The sequence below is a fragment of the Sphingomonas sp. SAFR-052 genome (assembly GCF_051965015.1).
Classification (GTDB): Bacteria; Pseudomonadota; Alphaproteobacteria; order Sphingomonadales; family Sphingomonadaceae; genus Sphingomonas.
The window spans coordinates 333,275-350,238 of the sequence record NZ_JBQCMO010000002.1; the positions used below are offsets into that span (position 1 = coordinate 333,275).

The 16,964-nt window shown below is 67.0% G+C and carries 19 protein-coding genes; 14 read left to right on the forward strand and 5 right to left on the reverse strand.

Annotated elements, in window-relative coordinates:
* Positions 1 to 20 precede the first annotated feature (20 nt).
* Positions 21 to 683 (forward strand): pyrimidine 5'-nucleotidase, encoded by a 663-nt coding sequence (locus tag ACTHQV_RS04630; protein ID WP_440488597.1) that lies wholly within the window; start codon positions 21 to 23, stop codon positions 681 to 683.
* Positions 680 to 1,498, forward strand: coding sequence for a 2,3,4,5-tetrahydropyridine-2,6-dicarboxylate N-succinyltransferase (gene dapD, locus ACTHQV_RS04635; RefSeq protein WP_440488598.1), 819 nt, complete (start codon positions 680 to 682; stop codon positions 1,496 to 1,498). Before ACTHQV_RS04630 ends, dapD begins: the two co-directional genes overlap by 4 nt.
* 16 nt (positions 1,499 to 1,514) lie before the next feature.
* Here dapD and ACTHQV_RS04640 read toward each other — a convergent pair whose 3' ends face one another.
* Positions 1,515 to 2,744, reverse strand: a complete 1,230-nt coding sequence (locus ACTHQV_RS04640) for a dipeptidase (protein WP_440488599.1) — start codon at positions 2,742 to 2,744, stop codon at positions 1,515 to 1,517.
* 94 nt (positions 2,745 to 2,838) lie between these two features.
* Here ACTHQV_RS04640 and ACTHQV_RS04645 point away from each other — a divergent pair, with 94 nt between their 5' ends.
* Positions 2,839 to 3,357: a hypothetical protein gene (locus tag ACTHQV_RS04645; RefSeq protein ID WP_440488600.1), complete on the forward strand. Its 519-nt coding sequence runs from the start codon at positions 2,839 to 2,841 to the stop codon at positions 3,355 to 3,357.
* Positions 3,358 to 3,488: 131 nt separating this feature from the next.
* Here ACTHQV_RS04645 and ACTHQV_RS04650 read toward each other — a convergent pair whose 3' ends face one another.
* From ACTHQV_RS04650 to sucC, 3 genes are all read right to left on the reverse strand, one after another.
* Complete coding sequence (locus ACTHQV_RS04650; protein WP_440488601.1) at positions 3,489 to 4,418, reverse strand: electron transfer flavoprotein subunit alpha/FixB family protein; 930 nt, start codon at positions 4,416 to 4,418, stop codon at positions 3,489 to 3,491.
* Positions 4,415 to 5,164 carry an electron transfer flavoprotein subunit beta/FixA family protein gene (locus ACTHQV_RS04655; protein ID WP_440488602.1) on the reverse strand — a complete coding sequence of 250 codons (750 nt, stop codon included), beginning with the start codon at positions 5,162 to 5,164 and terminating at the stop codon, positions 4,415 to 4,417. Before ACTHQV_RS04655 ends, ACTHQV_RS04650 begins: the two co-directional genes overlap by 4 nt.
* 306 nt (positions 5,165 to 5,470) lie before the next feature.
* A complete protein-coding gene (gene sucC, locus ACTHQV_RS04660; RefSeq protein ID WP_440488603.1) occupies positions 5,471 to 6,670 on the reverse strand; it encodes an ADP-forming succinate--CoA ligase subunit beta in 1,200 nt (399 codons plus the stop codon).
* A gap of 244 nt (positions 6,671 to 6,914) precedes the next feature.
* Here sucC and ACTHQV_RS04665 point away from each other — a divergent pair, with 244 nt between their 5' ends.
* From ACTHQV_RS04665 to ACTHQV_RS04680, 4 genes are all read left to right on the forward strand, one after another.
* Positions 6,915 to 7,304 (forward strand): hypothetical protein, encoded by a 390-nt coding sequence (locus tag ACTHQV_RS04665; RefSeq protein WP_440488604.1) that lies wholly within the window; start codon positions 6,915 to 6,917, stop codon positions 7,302 to 7,304.
* Between the two features lie 4 nt (positions 7,305 to 7,308).
* Complete coding sequence (locus tag ACTHQV_RS04670; protein ID WP_440488605.1) at positions 7,309 to 8,055, forward strand: sulfite exporter TauE/SafE family protein; 747 nt, start codon at positions 7,309 to 7,311, stop codon at positions 8,053 to 8,055.
* A 67-nt stretch (positions 8,056 to 8,122) separates the two neighbouring features.
* A complete protein-coding gene (locus ACTHQV_RS04675) occupies positions 8,123 to 9,301 on the forward strand; it encodes a hypothetical protein (protein WP_440488606.1) in 1,179 nt (392 codons plus the stop codon).
* Between the two features lie 197 nt (positions 9,302 to 9,498).
* The gene (locus tag ACTHQV_RS04680) at positions 9,499 to 9,999 is read left to right on the forward strand and encodes an Mpo1 family 2-hydroxy fatty acid dioxygenase (protein ID WP_440488607.1); all 501 of its coding nucleotides are present in this window, start codon (positions 9,499 to 9,501) and stop codon (positions 9,997 to 9,999) included.
* Between the two features lie 27 nt (positions 10,000 to 10,026).
* On the opposite strand, the gene ACTHQV_RS04685 is transcribed toward ACTHQV_RS04680, so the two are convergent.
* Positions 10,027 to 10,962 carry a ribose-phosphate pyrophosphokinase gene (locus ACTHQV_RS04685; protein WP_440488608.1) on the reverse strand — a complete coding sequence of 312 codons (936 nt, stop codon included), beginning with the start codon at positions 10,960 to 10,962 and terminating at the stop codon, positions 10,027 to 10,029.
* Positions 10,963 to 11,082: 120 nt separating this feature from the next.
* Here ACTHQV_RS04685 and gltX point away from each other — a divergent pair, with 120 nt between their 5' ends.
* The 7 genes from gltX (at position 11,083) to ribH (ending at position 16,911) form a co-directional block, all read left to right on the forward strand.
* On the forward strand, positions 11,083 to 12,402 hold the full coding sequence (gltX, locus tag ACTHQV_RS04690; RefSeq protein WP_440488609.1) for a glutamate--tRNA ligase: 1,320 nt from the start codon (positions 11,083 to 11,085) through the stop codon (positions 12,400 to 12,402).
* Positions 12,403 to 12,628: 226 nt separating this feature from the next.
* The gene (locus ACTHQV_RS04695) at positions 12,629 to 13,300 is read left to right on the forward strand and encodes a TonB family protein (RefSeq protein ID WP_440488610.1); all 672 of its coding nucleotides are present in this window, start codon (positions 12,629 to 12,631) and stop codon (positions 13,298 to 13,300) included.
* Positions 13,301 to 13,366: 66 nt separating this feature from the next.
* Positions 13,367 to 13,714 (forward strand): hypothetical protein, encoded by a 348-nt coding sequence (locus ACTHQV_RS04700; protein WP_440488611.1) that lies wholly within the window; start codon positions 13,367 to 13,369, stop codon positions 13,712 to 13,714.
* 26 nt (positions 13,715 to 13,740) lie between these two features.
* Positions 13,741 to 14,694, forward strand: a complete 954-nt coding sequence (gene ribD, locus ACTHQV_RS04705) for a bifunctional diaminohydroxyphosphoribosylaminopyrimidine deaminase/5-amino-6-(5-phosphoribosylamino)uracil reductase RibD (RefSeq protein WP_440488612.1) — start codon at positions 13,741 to 13,743, stop codon at positions 14,692 to 14,694.
* Positions 14,695 to 14,764: 70 nt separating this feature from the next.
* The gene (locus tag ACTHQV_RS04710) at positions 14,765 to 15,370 is read left to right on the forward strand and encodes a riboflavin synthase (RefSeq protein ID WP_440488613.1); all 606 of its coding nucleotides are present in this window, start codon (positions 14,765 to 14,767) and stop codon (positions 15,368 to 15,370) included.
* Entirely contained in the window at positions 15,357 to 16,487 is a 1,131-nt protein-coding gene (gene ribB, locus ACTHQV_RS04715; protein WP_440488614.1) for a 3,4-dihydroxy-2-butanone-4-phosphate synthase, read from the forward strand. Before ACTHQV_RS04710 ends, ribB begins: the two co-directional genes overlap by 14 nt.
* Position 16,488: 1 nt before the next feature.
* Entirely contained in the window at positions 16,489 to 16,911 is a 423-nt protein-coding gene (gene ribH, locus ACTHQV_RS04720; RefSeq protein ID WP_440488615.1) for a 6,7-dimethyl-8-ribityllumazine synthase, read from the forward strand.
* Positions 16,912 to 16,964 lie beyond the last annotated feature (53 nt).

Genomic DNA, 16,964 nt, shown 5'->3' on the forward strand with positions numbered 1-16,964 from the left:
CCGCCTACAGCGCGCGACCGATGCTACCTGCGCTCGCCCATGTCCGCGACTGGATCTTCGATCTCGACAACACGCTGTATCCGGCGTCGTCGAACCTGTTCGCCGAGATCGAGGCGCGCATGGGGCAATATATCTGCGACCTGCTCGGCTGCGACGCGGCGGAGGCGCACCGGGTGCAGAAAATGCATTTCCACAATCACGGCACGTCGCTGTCGGGGCTGATGGCCGAACAGGCGGTCGATCCGCACCATTTCCTCGATTTCGTGCACGACATCGACCTGTCGCCGCTGGTACCCGATCCCGACCTGCCGCGCCTGCTCGCTGCGCTGCCGGGTCGCAAGCTGGTCTTCACCAATGGCGATGCGACCTATGCCGGGCGGGTGCTGGCCAAGCTCGGCCTGTCGGACAGCTTTGCCGGCATCCACGACATCCATGCCACCGCCTATCGCCCCAAACCGCATGTCAGCGCCTATGAAGGACTGTGCGCGGCGTGGGAGATCGACCCTGCGACCGCGCTGTTCGCCGAGGACATGGCGCGCAACCTCGTGCCGGCCAAGGCGGCGGGGATGACCACCGTGTGGGTCGACAACGGGTCCGAACAGGGGCCGGGCGAGGCCCGCGACCATATCGATTACATCACGCACGACATCGTCGCGTGGCTACGCTTCGTGGAGGAATCATGACCGACCTTGCCGCCCAGATCGACGCCGCCTGGGAAAACCGTGCCGAACTGACCATCCACACCCAGGGTGAGGTTCGCGAGGCGGTCGACGCCGCGCTGGCGCTGCTCGATGCGGGCGAAGCGCGCGTGGCCGAGCCGGTCGGCCACGGCTGGCAGGTCAATCAGTGGCTGAAAAAGGCGGTGCTGCTGTCGTTCCGCCTGAACGACAACACTATCATGGACGGACCGGGCAGCACCAACTGGTTCGACAAGGTGCCGAGCAAGTTCGCCGGCTGGGGCGAGCATCGCTTCCGCGAGGCGGGATTCCGCGCGGTGCCGGGCAGCATCGTCCGCCGCGGCGCGTTTATCGGCAAGGGCGCGATCCTGATGCCGAGCTTCGTCAATATCGGCGCCTATGTCGGTGAGGGCACGATGGTCGATACCTGGGCGACCGTGGGCAGCTGTGCGCAGATCGGCCGGAATGTGCACCTGTCGGGCGGCGCGGGCATCGGCGGCGTGCTCGAACCGCTGCAGGCTGATCCGGTCATCATCGGCGACGGCGCGTTCATCGGCGCGCGCGCCGAGGTCGCCGAGGGCGTGCGCGTGGGTGAGGGGGCGGTGCTCTCGATGGGTGTTTATCTTGGCGCCTCGACCAAGATCATCGACCGCGCAACCGGCGAAGTCTTCCGGGGTGAAGTACCGCCGTATGCGGTGGTCGTCCCCGGATCGACCGGCGGTGGTGACGGCAAGCCCGCGCTGTACTGTGCGGTGATCGTCAAGCGGGTCGATGCCCAGACGCGCAGCAAGACCAGCATCAACGACCTGCTGCGCGACTGATGCCGGGTCCCGCCGGTCAGGGCGCGGTGGCGTCGACCGGCGGCTGGTTCGCCAGCGACTTCGCCACCGCCTCGGCCTGTGCCAGCACGCGCAGGACATTGCCCTGCGCCAGCGCGCTGAGGTCGCTGTCGGACCAGCCACGCCGCGCCAGTTCGGCGAAGAGCAGCGGATAGCCGTCGACGCCGCCCATGCCTTCGGGACCGGTGCCCGAAATGCCGTCATAATCGCCGCCGATGCCGACATGCGCGCGGCCGGCGACCTTCCCGATATGCTCGACATGGTCGGCCATCGTCGCGGCGGTGACGCGAGGGGGCGGGTTGGCCGCCTCCCATGCCTGCAGCGCCGGCGGCGTCTCGCGGCCATAGCGGTTGCTCGGCAGCCCCTGCGCCTTGGCATAGGCGCCGCGCCGGTTGTCCCAGTCGTTCCACGCGCTCGACAGGAAGGCGGGATAGGCATTGACCATCACCACCCCGCCATTGCGCCCGATCGCCGCCAGCAGGGTATTGGGAATGTTGCGCGGTCGGTCGGCGATCGCGCGGGCGTTGGAGTGCGACGCGATCACCGGCGCCTTGGTCGCCGCGAGCGTTGCCGCCATCGTCGCGTCGGACACGTGCGCGACGTCGACCAGCATGCCCAGCCGGTTCATCTCCGCCAGGACGTTGCGCCCGAAATCGCTCAGCCCGTTCGCCTGCGGCACGTCGGTAGAGCTGTCCGCCCAACCAACGCTCTTGCCATGGGTCAGCGTCATGTAGCGGACGCCGAGGTTGTAATATTGGCGCAGCACTGACAGGCGGCCGTCGATCTGATGGCCGCCCTCTACACCGATCAGCGAGGCGATGCGGCCGCTCTTCGTGATGCGCGCCATGTCGGCGGCGTCGCGCGCCAGCGCCATGCGGGTCGGGTTGGCGGCGATCATGCGGCGGACGATATCAATCTGTTCGATCGTGGTCTCTACCGCCTGCGGACCCGTCGTCGTCGCCGGTATCCATACCGACCAGAACTGCCCGCCGACATGCCCCTTCGCCATGCGCGGCAGGTCGGTCTGGAGCGGCGGTTCGATCCGGCTGGTATCAGCGGTCAGGTCGACCGCCTCGACCGCGGCATGATGGCCGTCGCGGATTTCCCAGGGCAGGTCGTTATGCCCGTCGATGATCGGGGTGCGCATCAGCACGCGTTCGGCGCGGGCGATATCGGCGGCGCTCGGGGCGGGGGCCTGCGCGGCGAGCAGGAACAGGGGGAGCAGCATCGGCATACACGCTACCGCGTCGCGCCGGACGCCGACAAGTGCTACGGCGGGGTACACCCATGCGCTTGCTGCATGGCAGATGGGAGATGCGCCGATGGTTGCCCTGTTGCTGCTGCTGGCCGGTCAGGCCGCGACGCCCGCCCGAGCGATCCCGTCGCCGCCCGAGCGAATCTCGATCCTCGTCGATCCGTGCGCGTCGCAGCGGGGCAATTCGCAGGACGACGAAATTCTGGTGTGCGGCGAGGCGGCACGGACGCCGCGGATCCCGCTACCCTCGGAGCGCACCCCGCCCGACCGGCCGCTGGCATCGAACCCTTATGCCGACGGGCGCGGGGCGATGGCTGCGAAGTCCAGTCCGTGCGCAACGATGTCGGAAGGCTGCACGACTGGGGTCGATATCCTTGGTGGGGGCACGTTCCTGGTGCGTGCGGTTGGCAAGTTGATCGATCCGAACAGCTGCTGCGAAGAACCGCGCGAGGCGACTAATTTCTTCAAGCTGCTCGGCGATGTCGTGGGCGGAGCAAAGGGCAAGCCGTCAAAGGAGGACCGCGCCAAGCGGGTCGCGATTCCGCTCGATCCGGCGGTGCCGTTGCCGGTGGCGGTAACGCCGTAAGGGACGCGCGCGGATCGATGGAGCGTATTCGGGGCAGGCCGACGCGGGAGTACATCCCGCGTCGTCGGTCGTCGCTTTGTGCGCTTGGGGCTTTGCCCCGCGCGCACCGGCGTGCAGCCTTGCTGCACGCCTCAAAGCTTGGTGGTCAACTCCGGTACCACGGTGAACAGATCGCCCACCAGCCCGACATCGGCGACTTGGAAGATCGGCGCGTCCTCGTCCTTGTTGATCGCAACGATGACCTTCGAATCCTTCATCCCCGCCAGATGCTGGATCGCGCCCGAGATGCCGACCGCGATATAGACTTCGGGTGCGACGATCTTGCCGGTCTGGCCGACCTGGTAATCGTTGGGGGCATAGCCGGCATCGACCGCTGCACGCGACGCGCCGACGGCGGCGTTCAGCTTGTCGGCGAGCGGATCGATCAGCGCATGGAACTGCTCTTCCGATCCGAGTGCGCGACCGCCCGAGACGATGATTTTGGCGCTGGTCAGCTCGGGACGTTCCGATGCGGCGATTTCGGCACCGACGAACTTCGACACGCCCTTGTCGCCGGTCGAGGCGACCGCCTCGACGGCGGCCGAGCCGCCGGTCGCTTCGGCCTTGTCGAACGCAGTGCCGCGCACCGTCAGCACCAGCTTGGGATCGCTGGTCTTGACCGTCGCGATCGCGTTGCCGGCATAGATCGGGCGGGTGAAGCTGTCCGGCCCCTCGACCGACAGGATCTCGCTGATCTGCATCACGTCGAGCAACGCGGCAACGCGCGGCGCGATATTCTTGCCGGTCGTGGTCGCCGCCGCGACGAAGGCGTCATGGCTGCCCATCAACTCGACGACCAGCGGCGCGACGTTTTCGGCGAGGTTGTGGGCATAGGCCGCATCGTCGGCGACCAGCACCTTGGTGACGCCCGCAATCTGCGCCGCGGCTTGTGCGACGCCATCGACGCCCTGCCCTGCGACCAGCGCCTCGACCTCGCCCAGCTTTCCGGCAGCGGTGACGGCGGCATAGGTCGCGTCCTTGACCGACTGCCCGTCATGTTCGACCCAAACCAGCGTCTTCATGCGACCACTCCCAGCGTCTTCAATTTGCCGACCAGTTCGTCGACATCGGCGACTTTCACGCCCGCCTGCCGCTTCGACGGTTCCTCGACCTTCACGGTCGTCAGGCGCGGGGTAACGTCGACGCCGTAATCGGCAGCAGTCTTGGCCGCCAGCGGCTTCGACTTGGCCTTCATGATGTTGGGCAGCGACGCGTAGCGCGGTTCGTTAAGGCGCAGGTCGGTGGTGACGATCGCCGGCAGGTTGAGCGCGACTGTCTCGAGTCCGCCATCGACTTCGCGGGTGACGTTGACCGTCTCGCCCGACACCTCGACCTTGCTGGCGAAGGTGCCCTGCGGATAGCCGGTGAGCGCGCCCAGCATCTGGCCGGTCTGGTTGTTGTCGTCATCGATCGCCTGTTTGCCGAGGATCACCAGTTGCGGTGCTTCCTCGTCGATAACCGCCTTCAGCAGCTTGGCGACGCCCAGCGGCTCAACCTTGGTCTCGCTGGTGATGAGGATCGCGCGGTCGGCACCCATCGCCAGCGCAGTGCGCAGCGTGTCCTGCGCCTTCTGTTCGCCGATCGACACGACGACGATCTCGGTCGCGACGCCCTTTTCCTTTAGGCGGATCGCTTCCTCGACCGCGATCTCGTCGAACGGGTTCATGCTCATCTTGACGTTGGCGAGGTCGACGCCCGACCCGTCCGCCTTCACGCGGGGCTTCACATTGTAGTCAAGCACACGCTTGACCGGCACCAGCACCTTCATGGGCACTCCCTCTCAAAACGTTTTGCGCGGTGGCATCGCGGGTTTCTCTGGCGGTTCTGCGTGTGTTTCGCAAGTCCGGTATGGAAACGCCGGGACGCCGTAGCGGCAGGCGGCGACCCTAGCGCGAATCGCCCTGTCCCCCCAACGAAAAAGGGCCCGGACGTTTCCGCCCGGACCCCTTTGCGATCGATTTCCGGCTCAGAAGAACCGGACGATGACCATCGCCAGCAGCGCGCCGTGGGACAGGCCCTTCAGAGCGGCCCATGCCACCTGTCGGGCGTTTGGCGGACGGCGGGCCACCATGGATCAGGCGGCCTTCTGCACTTCCGCGACGATCTTCTTGGCGGCATCGCCCAGGTCGTTGGCGGGAACGATCGCCAAGCCCGAATTGGCGAGGATGTCCTTGCCGGCCTGCACGTTCGTCCCTTCGAGACGGACGACCAGCGGCACCGAAAGGTTCACTTCCTTCGCGGCGGCGACGATGCCCTCCGCGATGATGTCGCACTTCATGATCCCGCCGAAGATGTTGACGAGAATGCCCTTCACCGCCGGATCGGCGAGAATGATCTTGAACGCCGCGGTCACCTTCTCCTTGTTCGCGCCGCCGCCGACGTCGAGGAAGTTGGCCGGGAACATGCCGTTCAGCTTGATGATGTCCATCGTTGCCATGGCGAGGCCGGCGCCGTTGACCATGCAGCCGATATCGCCGTCCAGCTTGATGTACGCCAGGTCGTACTTCGACGCCTCCAGCTCCATCGCGTCTTCTTCGGTGGTGTCCCGCAGTTCCATCAGGTCCTTGTGACGGAACATGGCGTTGCCGTCGAAGCCGACCTTGGCGTCGAGTACGACCAGCTTGTTGTCTTCGGTGACGGCGAGCGGGTTGATCTCGATCTGCTCCGCATCGGTGCCGAGGAACGCGTCATACAGCTTCGACGCGACGCTGGCGGCCTGCTTGGCGAGGTCGCCGGTCAGTTCGAGCGCGGCGGCGACGGCGCGGCCGTGATGCGGCATGAAGCCGGTCGCGGTATCGATGTCGATCGAGTGGATCTTCTCGGGCGTGTCGTGCGCCACGGTTTCGATGTCCATGCCGCCTTCGGTCGAGGCGACCATCGAGACGCGGCCGGTCGCGCGGTTGACGAGCAGCGCGAGGTAGAATTCCTTCGCGATGTCGACGCCATCGGTCACGTACAGGCGGTTGACCTGCTTGCCCGCGTCACCGGTCTGGATGGTGACCAGCGTGTTGCCGAGCATGTCGGTGGCGTGCGCGCGGACTTCCTCCGCGGTCTTGGCGAGGCGGACGCCGCCCTTCGCATCGGGGCCCAGTTCCTTGAACTTGCCCTTGCCGCGGCCACCGGCATGGATCTGCGCCTTCACGACATAGAGCGGTCCGGGCAGCTTCGACGATGCCTCGACCGCTTCCTCGACGCTCATCGCCGAGAAGCCGGCGGGCACCGGCACGCCGAACTTCGCGAGCAGTTCCTTGGCCTGATATTCGTGAATGTTCATGGATTCGCCTTCCGCCTCTCGGGTGGGTGTCTGTAAGTTGGCAAAGTTGCCACGCCTAGAGCACATGCCGGCGAGCGAATCCAGTGCAAAACTGGCTTAATGAAAATGCGTCGCAAATGCTTTACCAGATACCTTGGTCAAGGGCGTCGCATTGTCGCGGTCGAGCCGCTATTACAACACCGATGCAACGGGCGAACGCCAACCTCCTGTCCACCCCGACCATGGTCTTGGGGAAATCGCGGCCATGACCCCCGAAGGCTGGCAGGCACGCGTGCTGTCCTGGGCGCTGGCGATCTTTGCCACGCTGGCGATGGTCGGCGCGGTGGCGACGATGTCGACCGATGGCGGAACGTCGCGTCCCGGCACCGAAGTTGACACCGGCCAGGTGCAGCGGGTCGATCCGCGGACCGGCGAGCCCGTGCCGGCGACCCCGCCCGCGCCGTTTACCACCGGCGCGCCGCGGGTCGAAACGCCGCAGAGCATCGCCGCGGCGCGTCAGGCCGATGCGACCCGCGCGGTATCGCGCTGGCTAGAGGTGCTGACCTATGCCGTGCTGGCGCTGGTCGCGGTGCTGGCGGTCGGGGTGCTGGCGCTGTTCCGCATCGCGCAGGCGCTGGGCGAGCGGCGCGACTGAAGCCGTGATCGACGATCCGTTCTTCTATGCGCTGGCGGTGCCGGCGGTGGTGATGCTGGGCCTCGCCAAGGGCGGCTTTTCGGGGATGGGCGCGCTGTCGCTGCCGATGCTGGCGCTGGCCGTCGATCCGGTGCGCGCGGCGGCGATCCTGTTGCCGATCCTGATCGTGCAGGACGTGGTCGGCGTATGGGCGTTCCGGCGGACGATCGACTGGCGGGTGATCGCGTGGATGCTGCCCGGCGCAGGGATCGGCATCGTGCTCGGCTATCGCTTTGCCAGCAGCGTGCAACCTTCGGCGGTCTTGGCGCTGGTCGGGGGGATTTCGATCGCGTTCGGGCTGTGGCGGCTATGGACCGAACGGCGTGGGATGCCGATCGCACGGTCCTCGCCCGGTTGGGTCGGCACGCTGTTCGGCGTGGCGTCGGGCTTTACCAGCCAGATCGCCCATGCCGGACAGCCGCCGTTCCAGCTATGGGTGCTGCCGCGTCAACTTCCGCGCGATGTGCTGGTGGGGACGACTGCGCTGTTCTTTGCGGCGGTCAACTGGCTGAAGGTGCCGGCTTATCTGGCGCTCGGGCAGTTCACGCCCGCCAATCTGGCGACGTCGACGGTGCTGTTGCCGGTGGCGATCGTGGCGACCGTTGCCGGGGTGTGGCTGGTGCGACGGGTGCCGGCACGGCGATTCTATCGAGCGATCTATGTGCTGATGGTGGTGGTAGGGGTGAAGCTGGTTTGGGACGGGGTGGCCTGATCCGGTTCGGTCCGGCGTGGTTCCAGATGGCTGTGGTATACGACGGCAGGCCGATCTAGCCTGCGCCATGGTCTCTGCCCGTCATCGCTCGCTCGCCCTGATCGTCTGTCTGCTGGCGGCCGGATGTGCCGGGCGGGTGACGCTGGTTCCGCCGGCCACGATCGCCGCCACGCCGATACCGAAAGACGATTACAAGGTGCGGTCGCTGGCTGAGATCGATCCAGCGCGTCCCCTAGCCAACGACTTTGCTAGCCAGACGCTTAGCCTGTTCGGGCGCGAGGACCTGATCGCCGCGACCAGCAGCGAGTACAAGCCGATGGCGTGCCCGCCGATCGCCGGCGCGAGCGATCCGATCGCAACGATCGTGCAGCGCGCTCGCCAGACGTCGGTGGTGATCGTGAACGAGAGCCATGTGCGTTCCGAACATCGTGGATTTGCGGCGCAGGTCGCCCGCGCGTTGCGTCCGCTGGGCTATGACGTTTTGGCTATGGAGACGCTGTCGAACCCAGCACTCGGAACGCCCGACAAGTTCCTGCCGCCCTATCTGCAGCGTCCGGATCAGCCGTTCTTTGAGGATCAGGACGGTTATTATCTGTCGGAAGCTGGGTTCGGGCGACTGGGTCGGGAGGCGAAGGCGCTCGGCTATCGGCTCCTTGCGTATGAGGAGCAATTCGATCCTGCGACGCCGAAGCTGTCGCAGGACGAGAGCATCACTCGGCGCGAGACGGCGCAGGCGAGGCAGCTTGCCGACTATAGCGCGGCGCATCCGGGAGCGAAGCTGTTGGTCTATGTCGGTTATTCGCACGCGACCGAAGTACCACGCCCCGATGGTCAGAAATGGATGGCGACGCGGCTGAAGGCGTTGACCGGGATCGATCCGCTGACCGTGTCACAGACGACGTGCCGGGGCGGCGGTACGAAGGATCGGTTAGCGCAATTGCCGGCGGATCAGCCGGCGGGCACGTTCGATCTGGTCGTCGATCATCCGACGGTGAAGTTCGTGCGCGAGCGTCCCGCGTGGCGGGTCGCGGCCGGCGACCGAGTGGTGTCGATCCCCAGGGCGTTGCGTCCAAGCAAAGGCTGGCGGATCGTCGAGGCGCGGCCGGTCGGGGAGAGCCAGGCTTCGGTGCCGATGGACCGGGTGGCGATCCGGCCGGGGGAGGATGTCGCGCTGTTGCTGCCGCCGGGGCGATATCAGTTGAAGGTGATGGATGTGCCGAGGGTCGCGGCGGACGCGGCGAAATAGGGCGGGCGTTGCGTTTGGGGCACGCCCCCTCCACCGTCCTGCGGACGGTCCCCCTCCCTGTGAACGGGGAGGATTTTGGGGATCGCTTTGCTTGCTGCGCCAGGTGACGGGGGCGGTCGGACGTGACAGGATCGGCGGCGACGCTGTCGTACGGGCGGACGACTCGCCCGGCGGCAGCGGACGATGGGAGAGAGCCTATGTCGCGTCTGGTCGGGCAGTTGTCGGCCTATGCCGAATATCATCGCAACGGACATAATGTCGCGACGCATATGGTCGGCATTCCGTTGATCCTGTTCGCGATTGCCGTGCTGCTGTCGCGACCGGCGATGTCGCTGGGCGCGGGGTTGGCGGTCACGCCGATGATGATCGTCGCGGCGGTGGCGGCGGTCGGTTATCTGCGGCTGGACCTGATGTTCGGCGCGGTGCTGGCGATTTTTCTGGCGCTGATCGCGTGGGCGGGAAGCGCGATCGCGACCTGGTCGACCGGTGCATGGCTCGCGGTCGGGCTGGGCAGCTTCGTGCTCGGATGGACGCTGCAGTTCGTCGGCCATTATTTCGAAGGCCGCAAACCAGCCTTCGTCGACGACCTGTCGAGTCTGTTCGTCGGGCCGCTGTTCGTCGTCGCCGAAGCGGCGTTCCTGCTCGGGCTGCGGCAACCGGTGCGGCGGGCGATGGAGGGTGCCCTCCGCACGCACTGACGGGAACGGGGAGGTGCCCCGCTCGGCTCAGTCGAACAGGCTCGACACCGACGATTCGTCGGCGATGCGGCGGATCGCTTCGGCGAGCAGCGGCGCGATGGTCAGGTGGCGGATCTTCTTCCCCTGCGCGATCACGTCGTGGTTGCCGATCGAATCGGTGATGACCAGTTCTTCCAGCGCCGATGCCTCGACCCGGGCGACCGCGCCGCCCGACAGGACGCCGTGGGTGCAATAGGCGACGACGCCGACCGCGCCCGCCTGTTTCAAGGCAGCGGCGGCGTTGCACAGCGTGCCGGCCGAATCGACGATATCGTCGATCAGGACGCAGAAGCGACCCTCGACATCGCCGATGATGTTCATGACTTCCGATTCGCCGGCGCGCTCGCGCCGCTTGTCGACGATGGCGAGGGGCGCGTTGTGCAGGCGCTTGGCGAGGCTACGCGCGCGGACCACGCCGCCGACGTCGGGCGACACGACCATCAGATTGTGTTCGCCAAACCGGGTCTTGATATCCTCCGACATCACCGGCGCGGCATAGAGATTGTCGGTCGGGATATCGAAGAAGCCCTGGATCTGCCCGGCATGGAGATCGACGGACAGCACGCGGTCGGCGCCGGCCTCGGTCACGATGTTTGCGACCAGCTTGGCCGAGATCGGCGTGCGGGGGCCGGGTTTGCGGTCCTGGCGCGCATAGCCGAAATAGGGGATGACGGCGGTGATGCGCCGCGCCGACGCGCGCTTCAGCGCGTCGATCATGATGAGCATCTCCATGAGGTTGTCGTTGACCGGATAGCTGGTCGACTGGACGACGAACACGTCCTCGCCACGGACATTCTCCAGCACCTCGACGAAGATTTCCTCGTCGGCGAAGCGGCGGACGCTGGCCTTGGTCAGCGGGATTTCCAGATAGTCCGCGATCGCGGTCGACAGGGGAAGGTTGGAATTGCCCGCCAGCAGCTTCATGGGTGCGCCCGTATCCATGATGGAAAGAATGGGTGCGCCATAGAGTGCGCGGACGAATTGTGAAACCCATGTGACGCCCGCGTTTGCGCCGATGCGACAAATGGGCGAGAGGGCTCCGCCATGACCGTCACCCGCTTCGCTCCCAGCCCGACCGGCTTTCTGCACATCGGCAATCTGCGCACCGCGCTCCACAACTGGATGTTCGCGAAGAAGGCGGGGGGCAGGTTCCTGCTCCGGATCGACGATACGGACGCGCAGCGCAGCGAAGAGCGGTTCGTCGATGCGATCCGGCGCGATCTGGCGTGGCTGGGGCTGGTGCCCGATGGCGAGGAACGCCAGTCGGCGCGGTTCGATCGGTACGAGGCGGTGTTCGCCGCGATGGTGTCGAGCGGGCGCATCTATCCGGCGTATGAGACGCCCGAGGAGCTGGATTTGCGGCGCAAAATCCTGGCCGGGCGGGGATTGCCGCCGGTCTATGATCGCGCGGCGCTGAAGCTGAGCGATGCCGATCGGGCTCGGTTCGAGGCAGAGGGGCGGCGGCCGCATTGGCGGTTCCGGCTGGAGGCCGAACCGATCGAGTGGGACGATATGGTGCGGGGGGCGCAGCGGTTCGACGGAGCGCTGCTGTCCGATCCGGTGGTGCGGCGCGCCGACGGGTCGTGGCTGTATCTGCTGCCCTCGGTCATCGACGATGCCGATATGGGGGTGACCCATGTCGTGCGCGGTGAAGATCATGTGTCGAATACCGCAACGCAGATGCAGATGTTTGCCGCCATGGGGGCGGTGCCGCCGGCCTTTGCGCACGAAGCGCTGTTGGTCGGGAACGAGGGCAAGCTGTCGAAGCGGCTGGGGTCGCTGGGCGTCGAGCATTTCCGCGACGCGGGGATCGAGCCGGAGGCGGTCGTCGCGCTGCTGGCGCGGCTGGGGACCAGCGATCCGGTCGAGGCGGTGGTCGATCCGGCACCGCTGATCGACGCGTTCGATTTCGCCCGGTTCGGGCGGGCGCCGGCGCGGTTCGACGAGGGCGAACTGGCGCAGGTGAATGCGCGGATCGTCCACCAGCTGCCGTTCGAACGGGTCGCGGAGGCGTTGCCCGCGGGGATGGATGCGGCGGCATGGGAAGCGGTGCGCGGCAATCTGGAGCGGGTGGCGGATGCCGCCGACTGGTGGCGGGTGGTGACCGGGCCGGTCGCGGCGCTGCCGGTGGCGGAGGAGGATCGTGCGTTCCTGACGCGGGCGGCGGAGGTCGCGGCGGGGCTGGACTGGGCCGATCCGTGGGGGCAGCTGACGGTTGCGCTGAAGGCCGAGACCGGGCGCAAGGGCAAGGCGCTGTTCCTGCCGCTGCGCCGCGCGCTGACCGGCATGGACCATGGGCCGGACATGGCGGCGCTGCTGCCGTTGATCGGACGCGAGCGGGCGGTGGAGCGGTTGAGACGTTAGACGCTGATCCGGCGAAGCCGGATCAGGGCGGCACCGGCCCACGCCCCCACCCGACCACCCATAGCGTATCCTGATTGGGTGGTCGGGTGGGGGCGTGGGCCGGTGCCGCTTCCACGCAAGTTGGTCAGGCCCTGACGCGCACGTCAGCTTTACAGGCCCTTCGATAGGGTATCTCATCGCACGAGCCGACTGGACGGCAGGAGATACGAATCGAAGGGACGGTGGCATGGCATATCAGGGACAACGTGGCCTGAGCCCGGTGGGCTTGGGGATTGCGATTGCAATCAATGGCGGCCTGCTGGCGCTGGCGATGATGACGGCAACGACCGTCATGCGCGGGCCGGTCGACAAGCCGCTCGAGACCGAAGCCATCCCGATCGATCCGCCGCCGCCCCCGATCGACGAGGTGAAGCCGGTCGAGCGGGTCGTCACCGATCCTGCACCCGCGCCGCTGCCGGTCGTGCCGCCCGCGCCCTATCCGGTGCCGGGGCCGGCGATCGAGAGCACCGACGTCATCCCGCCTGCTCCCCCGCCGCCGGTACCGCTGCCGACGACGCCGAGCGGGGTCGGGTCGGGTACGCCGGTAACGGTCGCGACGCCGCTGCCGGTGCTGGTCGCCGCCAGCGTCGATCCGCGCTATCGCGGCGATTTCCAGCCCGACTATCCCGCGTTCGAACGCAATATCGGCCGTGACGGGGTGGTCGTCGTCCGGGTGCTGGTCGACAGCAACGGGCGGGTCAGCGCGATCGAACCGGTCCGGTCGACCAGCGACGCCTTCTTTGAGGCGACGAAGAAGCGCGCGCTGTCGAAATGGCGCTTCCGCCCGGCGACGCGCGACGGGGTGGCGGTCGAAAGCTGGCGCGAGATGACGGTGCGCTTCACGATGCAGGACAGCTGAGTCATCCTTCTTCTGACACGGCGCGAGGGGCTGGCGGTTGTCGGCCCCGACGCCTATCTTGGGCCTGTGAAGATTCGCCATTTATTCTCACCGGTTCATGCCATTCGTGACTTCGCGAATTTTGCGCGTGCGCGGGAAAAGCATGAATGGTGGTTCCTGCTGGCGTCGATCTGCGTCGTGCTGGTGATCGGCTGGGCGTTCGTCCACGATTCCTATTTCGAACGGGCGTACAAGCCGAACATCATCTATGTCGAAAGCTGGCCCGCGAACCGCACCGATGCCGAGATCATCGCTCAGCAGAAGATCGACCAGGCCAAGCAGGAGGCCGAGCAGGCCGAGTTCGAACGCGAACGCGCCAAGCGGCAGGCCGAGTGGAAGAAGATCGACGACAAGCTGAAAAGCTGGGGCATCTGAGCCGGCCTGAAGAGGATTGGCGCTGGATGGGCGCGGCGCTGACGCTGTCGGCGCGGACGCGTGGGGGCACCGCGCCCAATCCCAATGTCGGATGCGTGATCGTGGCGGAGGGCCGGGTCGTCGGGCGCGGCTGGACGCGGGCAGGCGGGCGGCCGCATGCAGAGGCCGTCGCATTGGCGCAGGCCGGCGATCGGGCGCGGGGCGCGACCGCCTATGTCACGCTGGAGCCGTGCGCGCACGTGTCGGCGCGTGGGCCGGCCTGTTCGGAGTTGCTCGTAGAGAGTGGCGTGGCGCGGGTGATGATCGCGCTGACCGATCCCGATCCGCGCACCAACGGGCGGGGCATTGCCCGGTTGCAGGCGGCGGGAATCGAGGTCGTCAGCGGCATCCGGGCCGACGATGCGGCGCGGGCGATGGCGGGGTTTCTGACCCGGCGCGCGCTGGGGCGGCCGTTCGTGACGCTGAAGCTGGCCATGTCGCTCGACGGGGCGGTGTCGCGTGCCGATGGACAGAGCCAGTGGATCACCGGGCCGCAGGCACGGGCGCACGGCCATCTGGAGCGCAGCCGCCACGAAGCGATCCTGGTCGGGCGGGGCACGGCGGAGATCGACCGGCCGAAGCTGGACGTGCGGCTGGCCGGGCTTGCCGGGCGCAGTCCGCAGCGGGTGGTGCTGTCGGCCGATTGCGAAGCGATGGACGGGTTCACGATGCTGCCGGGTGTCGAAGCGCTGGGCGACCTGCCCGGCGACCATGTGCTGGTCGAGGGCGGCGCGGCGACGGCGGCGGCGTTCCTGCGCGCCGATGCGGTCGACCGGTTGCTGCTGTACCGCGCGCCGATCCTGATCGGCCATGGCCGGACGCTGCCCGATATCGGCCTGACCGATCTGGCCGCGGCGCATGGGCGGTGGCGGCTGCACGATGCCCGGATGCTTGGCAGCGACCGGCTGGAGGTCTACGAGCGCGTCAGGATCGCGCGATAGACCGGCCGGTGCATCCCGCCTGTGGAAATGGCGGGGTGGCTGCCGAACGATCCACGATGAGGAGCGAAGCGTGTTTACCGGAATAGTCAGCGACGTGGGGCGCATCGAATCGATCGACGGGCCGGGCGACCTGCGCGTGCGGATCGGGTGCGGCTATGACACCGCCACCATCGACATGGGTGCGTCGATCGCCTGTTCGGGCGTGTGCCTGACCGTGGTCGACAAGGGTCCGGGCTGGTTCGCGGTCGACGTGTCGGGTGAGACGGTGTCGCGCACCGCCGATCAATGGGTTGCGGGCCGTCCGCTGAACCTCGAACGCGCATTGAAGCTGGGCGACGAACTGGGTGGGCATATCGTCACCGGCCATGTCGATGGCGTCGGCACGGTCGCGGCGACCGAGAGCGACCGGGATTCGACCCGCGTGACCTTCGCGATCGATCGCGCACTCAGCCCGTTCGTCGCGACCAAGGGGTCGGTGACGATCGACGGCGTGTCGCTGACCGTCAACGACGTCGCCGACGACGCGACCGGCACCCGCTTCACCGTCAACCTGATCCCGCATACCCAGGCGGTCACGACGCTGGGGACGCTCACGCAAGGGCAGTCGGTCAATATCGAGATCGATGTGCTCGCCCGTTATCTGATGCGAATGGAACAAGTCCGTGGCCAACGCTGAACTGGCGGAGCTCCGCCACGCTTTCCTGTCGTCCCCCGAAGAGATCATCGACGAGGCCCGTAACGGGCGGATGTTCATCCTGGTCGATGACGAGGATCGCGAGAATGAGGGCGACCTGGTCATCCCGGCGCAGATGGCAACCCCCGATGCGGTCAATTTCATGGCGCGGCACGGGCGCGGCCTGATCTGCCTCGCCATGACCAAATCGCGGGTCGAGCAACTCGGCCTCGACCTGATGGCGCGCAACAACGGTACCCGGCACGAAACCGCCTTTACCGTCTCGATCGAGGCGCGCGAGGGGGTGACGACCGGCATCTCCGCCGCCGACCGCGCGCGGACGATCGCGGTGGCGATCGACGCCAGCAAGGAAGCGTCGGAGATCGTGACGCCGGGGCATGTCTTCCCGCTGGTCGCCCGTGAAGGCGGGGTGCTGGTGCGCGCGGGCCATACCGAGGCGGCGGTCGACGTATCGCGGCTTGCCGGGCTCAATCCCTCGGGCGTGATCTGCGAGATCATGAACGAGGACGGCACCATGGCGCGGATGGACGACCTGGTCGGCTTTTCGCAGCTGCATGGCCTGAAGATCGGCACGATCCGCGACCTGATCGCCTATCGCCGCCGCCACGACCATCTGGTCACCAAGCGCGCCGAAACCGTGTTCGAGAGCGAATGGGGCGGCGAATGGCGCGCCATGACCTTTTGGAACAAGGCGACGGGCAGCGAGCAGGTCGCGCTGGTCAAGGGGCTGATTGATCCGGGCAAGCCGACGCTGGTACGGATGCACGCGCTGTCGCCCTTTGCCGACCTGTTCGGTGAGGGTGGCGAGCGTGGCGGATTGCTGCGCAAGTCGATGCGGATCATCGGCGAGGAAGGGGCGGGCGTCGTCGTGGTCATCAATCGGCCGCGTCCCGATGGACTGACGCTGGCGATCCATGCGCGCAGCGGGGCGCCGATGCCCGACATGGAGGAACTGCGCGACTATGGCGTCGGCGCGATGATCCTGAACGAACTAGGCGTCGAGGACATGGTGCTGTTGACCAACACCCATCACACGCTGGTCGGCCTCGACGGATATGGGCTGAAGATCGTCGGCGAACGGCCGATCACGGAGAATTGATATGGCGAAGGTGCTGATCGTCGAGGCGCGGTTTTACGATCATCTGAACGACCTGCTGCTCGAAGGCGCACGGGCGGCGATCGAGGCGGCGGGGCATGACCATGAGACGGTGACCGTCCCCGGCGCGCTGGAGGTGCCGGGGGCGATCGCGATCGCCGATGCCGCCGAAACCTATGATGCATTCGTCGCGCTGGGCGTCATCATCCGCGGCGAGACCTATCATTTCGAGGTCGTGTCGAACGAGAGCGCACGCGGGATCATGAACCTGTCGCTGGAGGGGGTGCCGGTCGGCAACGGCATTCTGACCGTCGAGAACGAAGCCCAGGCGCTGACCCGGGCGAAGAAGGACGAGAAGGACAAGGGCGGCGAGGCGGCCAAGGCGGCGCTGGCGATGCTGGCATTGCGCGAGCGGTTTTCGGTCTGATGTAATTCCTCCCCGGCACGGGGAGGGGGACCAGCCGCAGGCTGGTGGAGGGG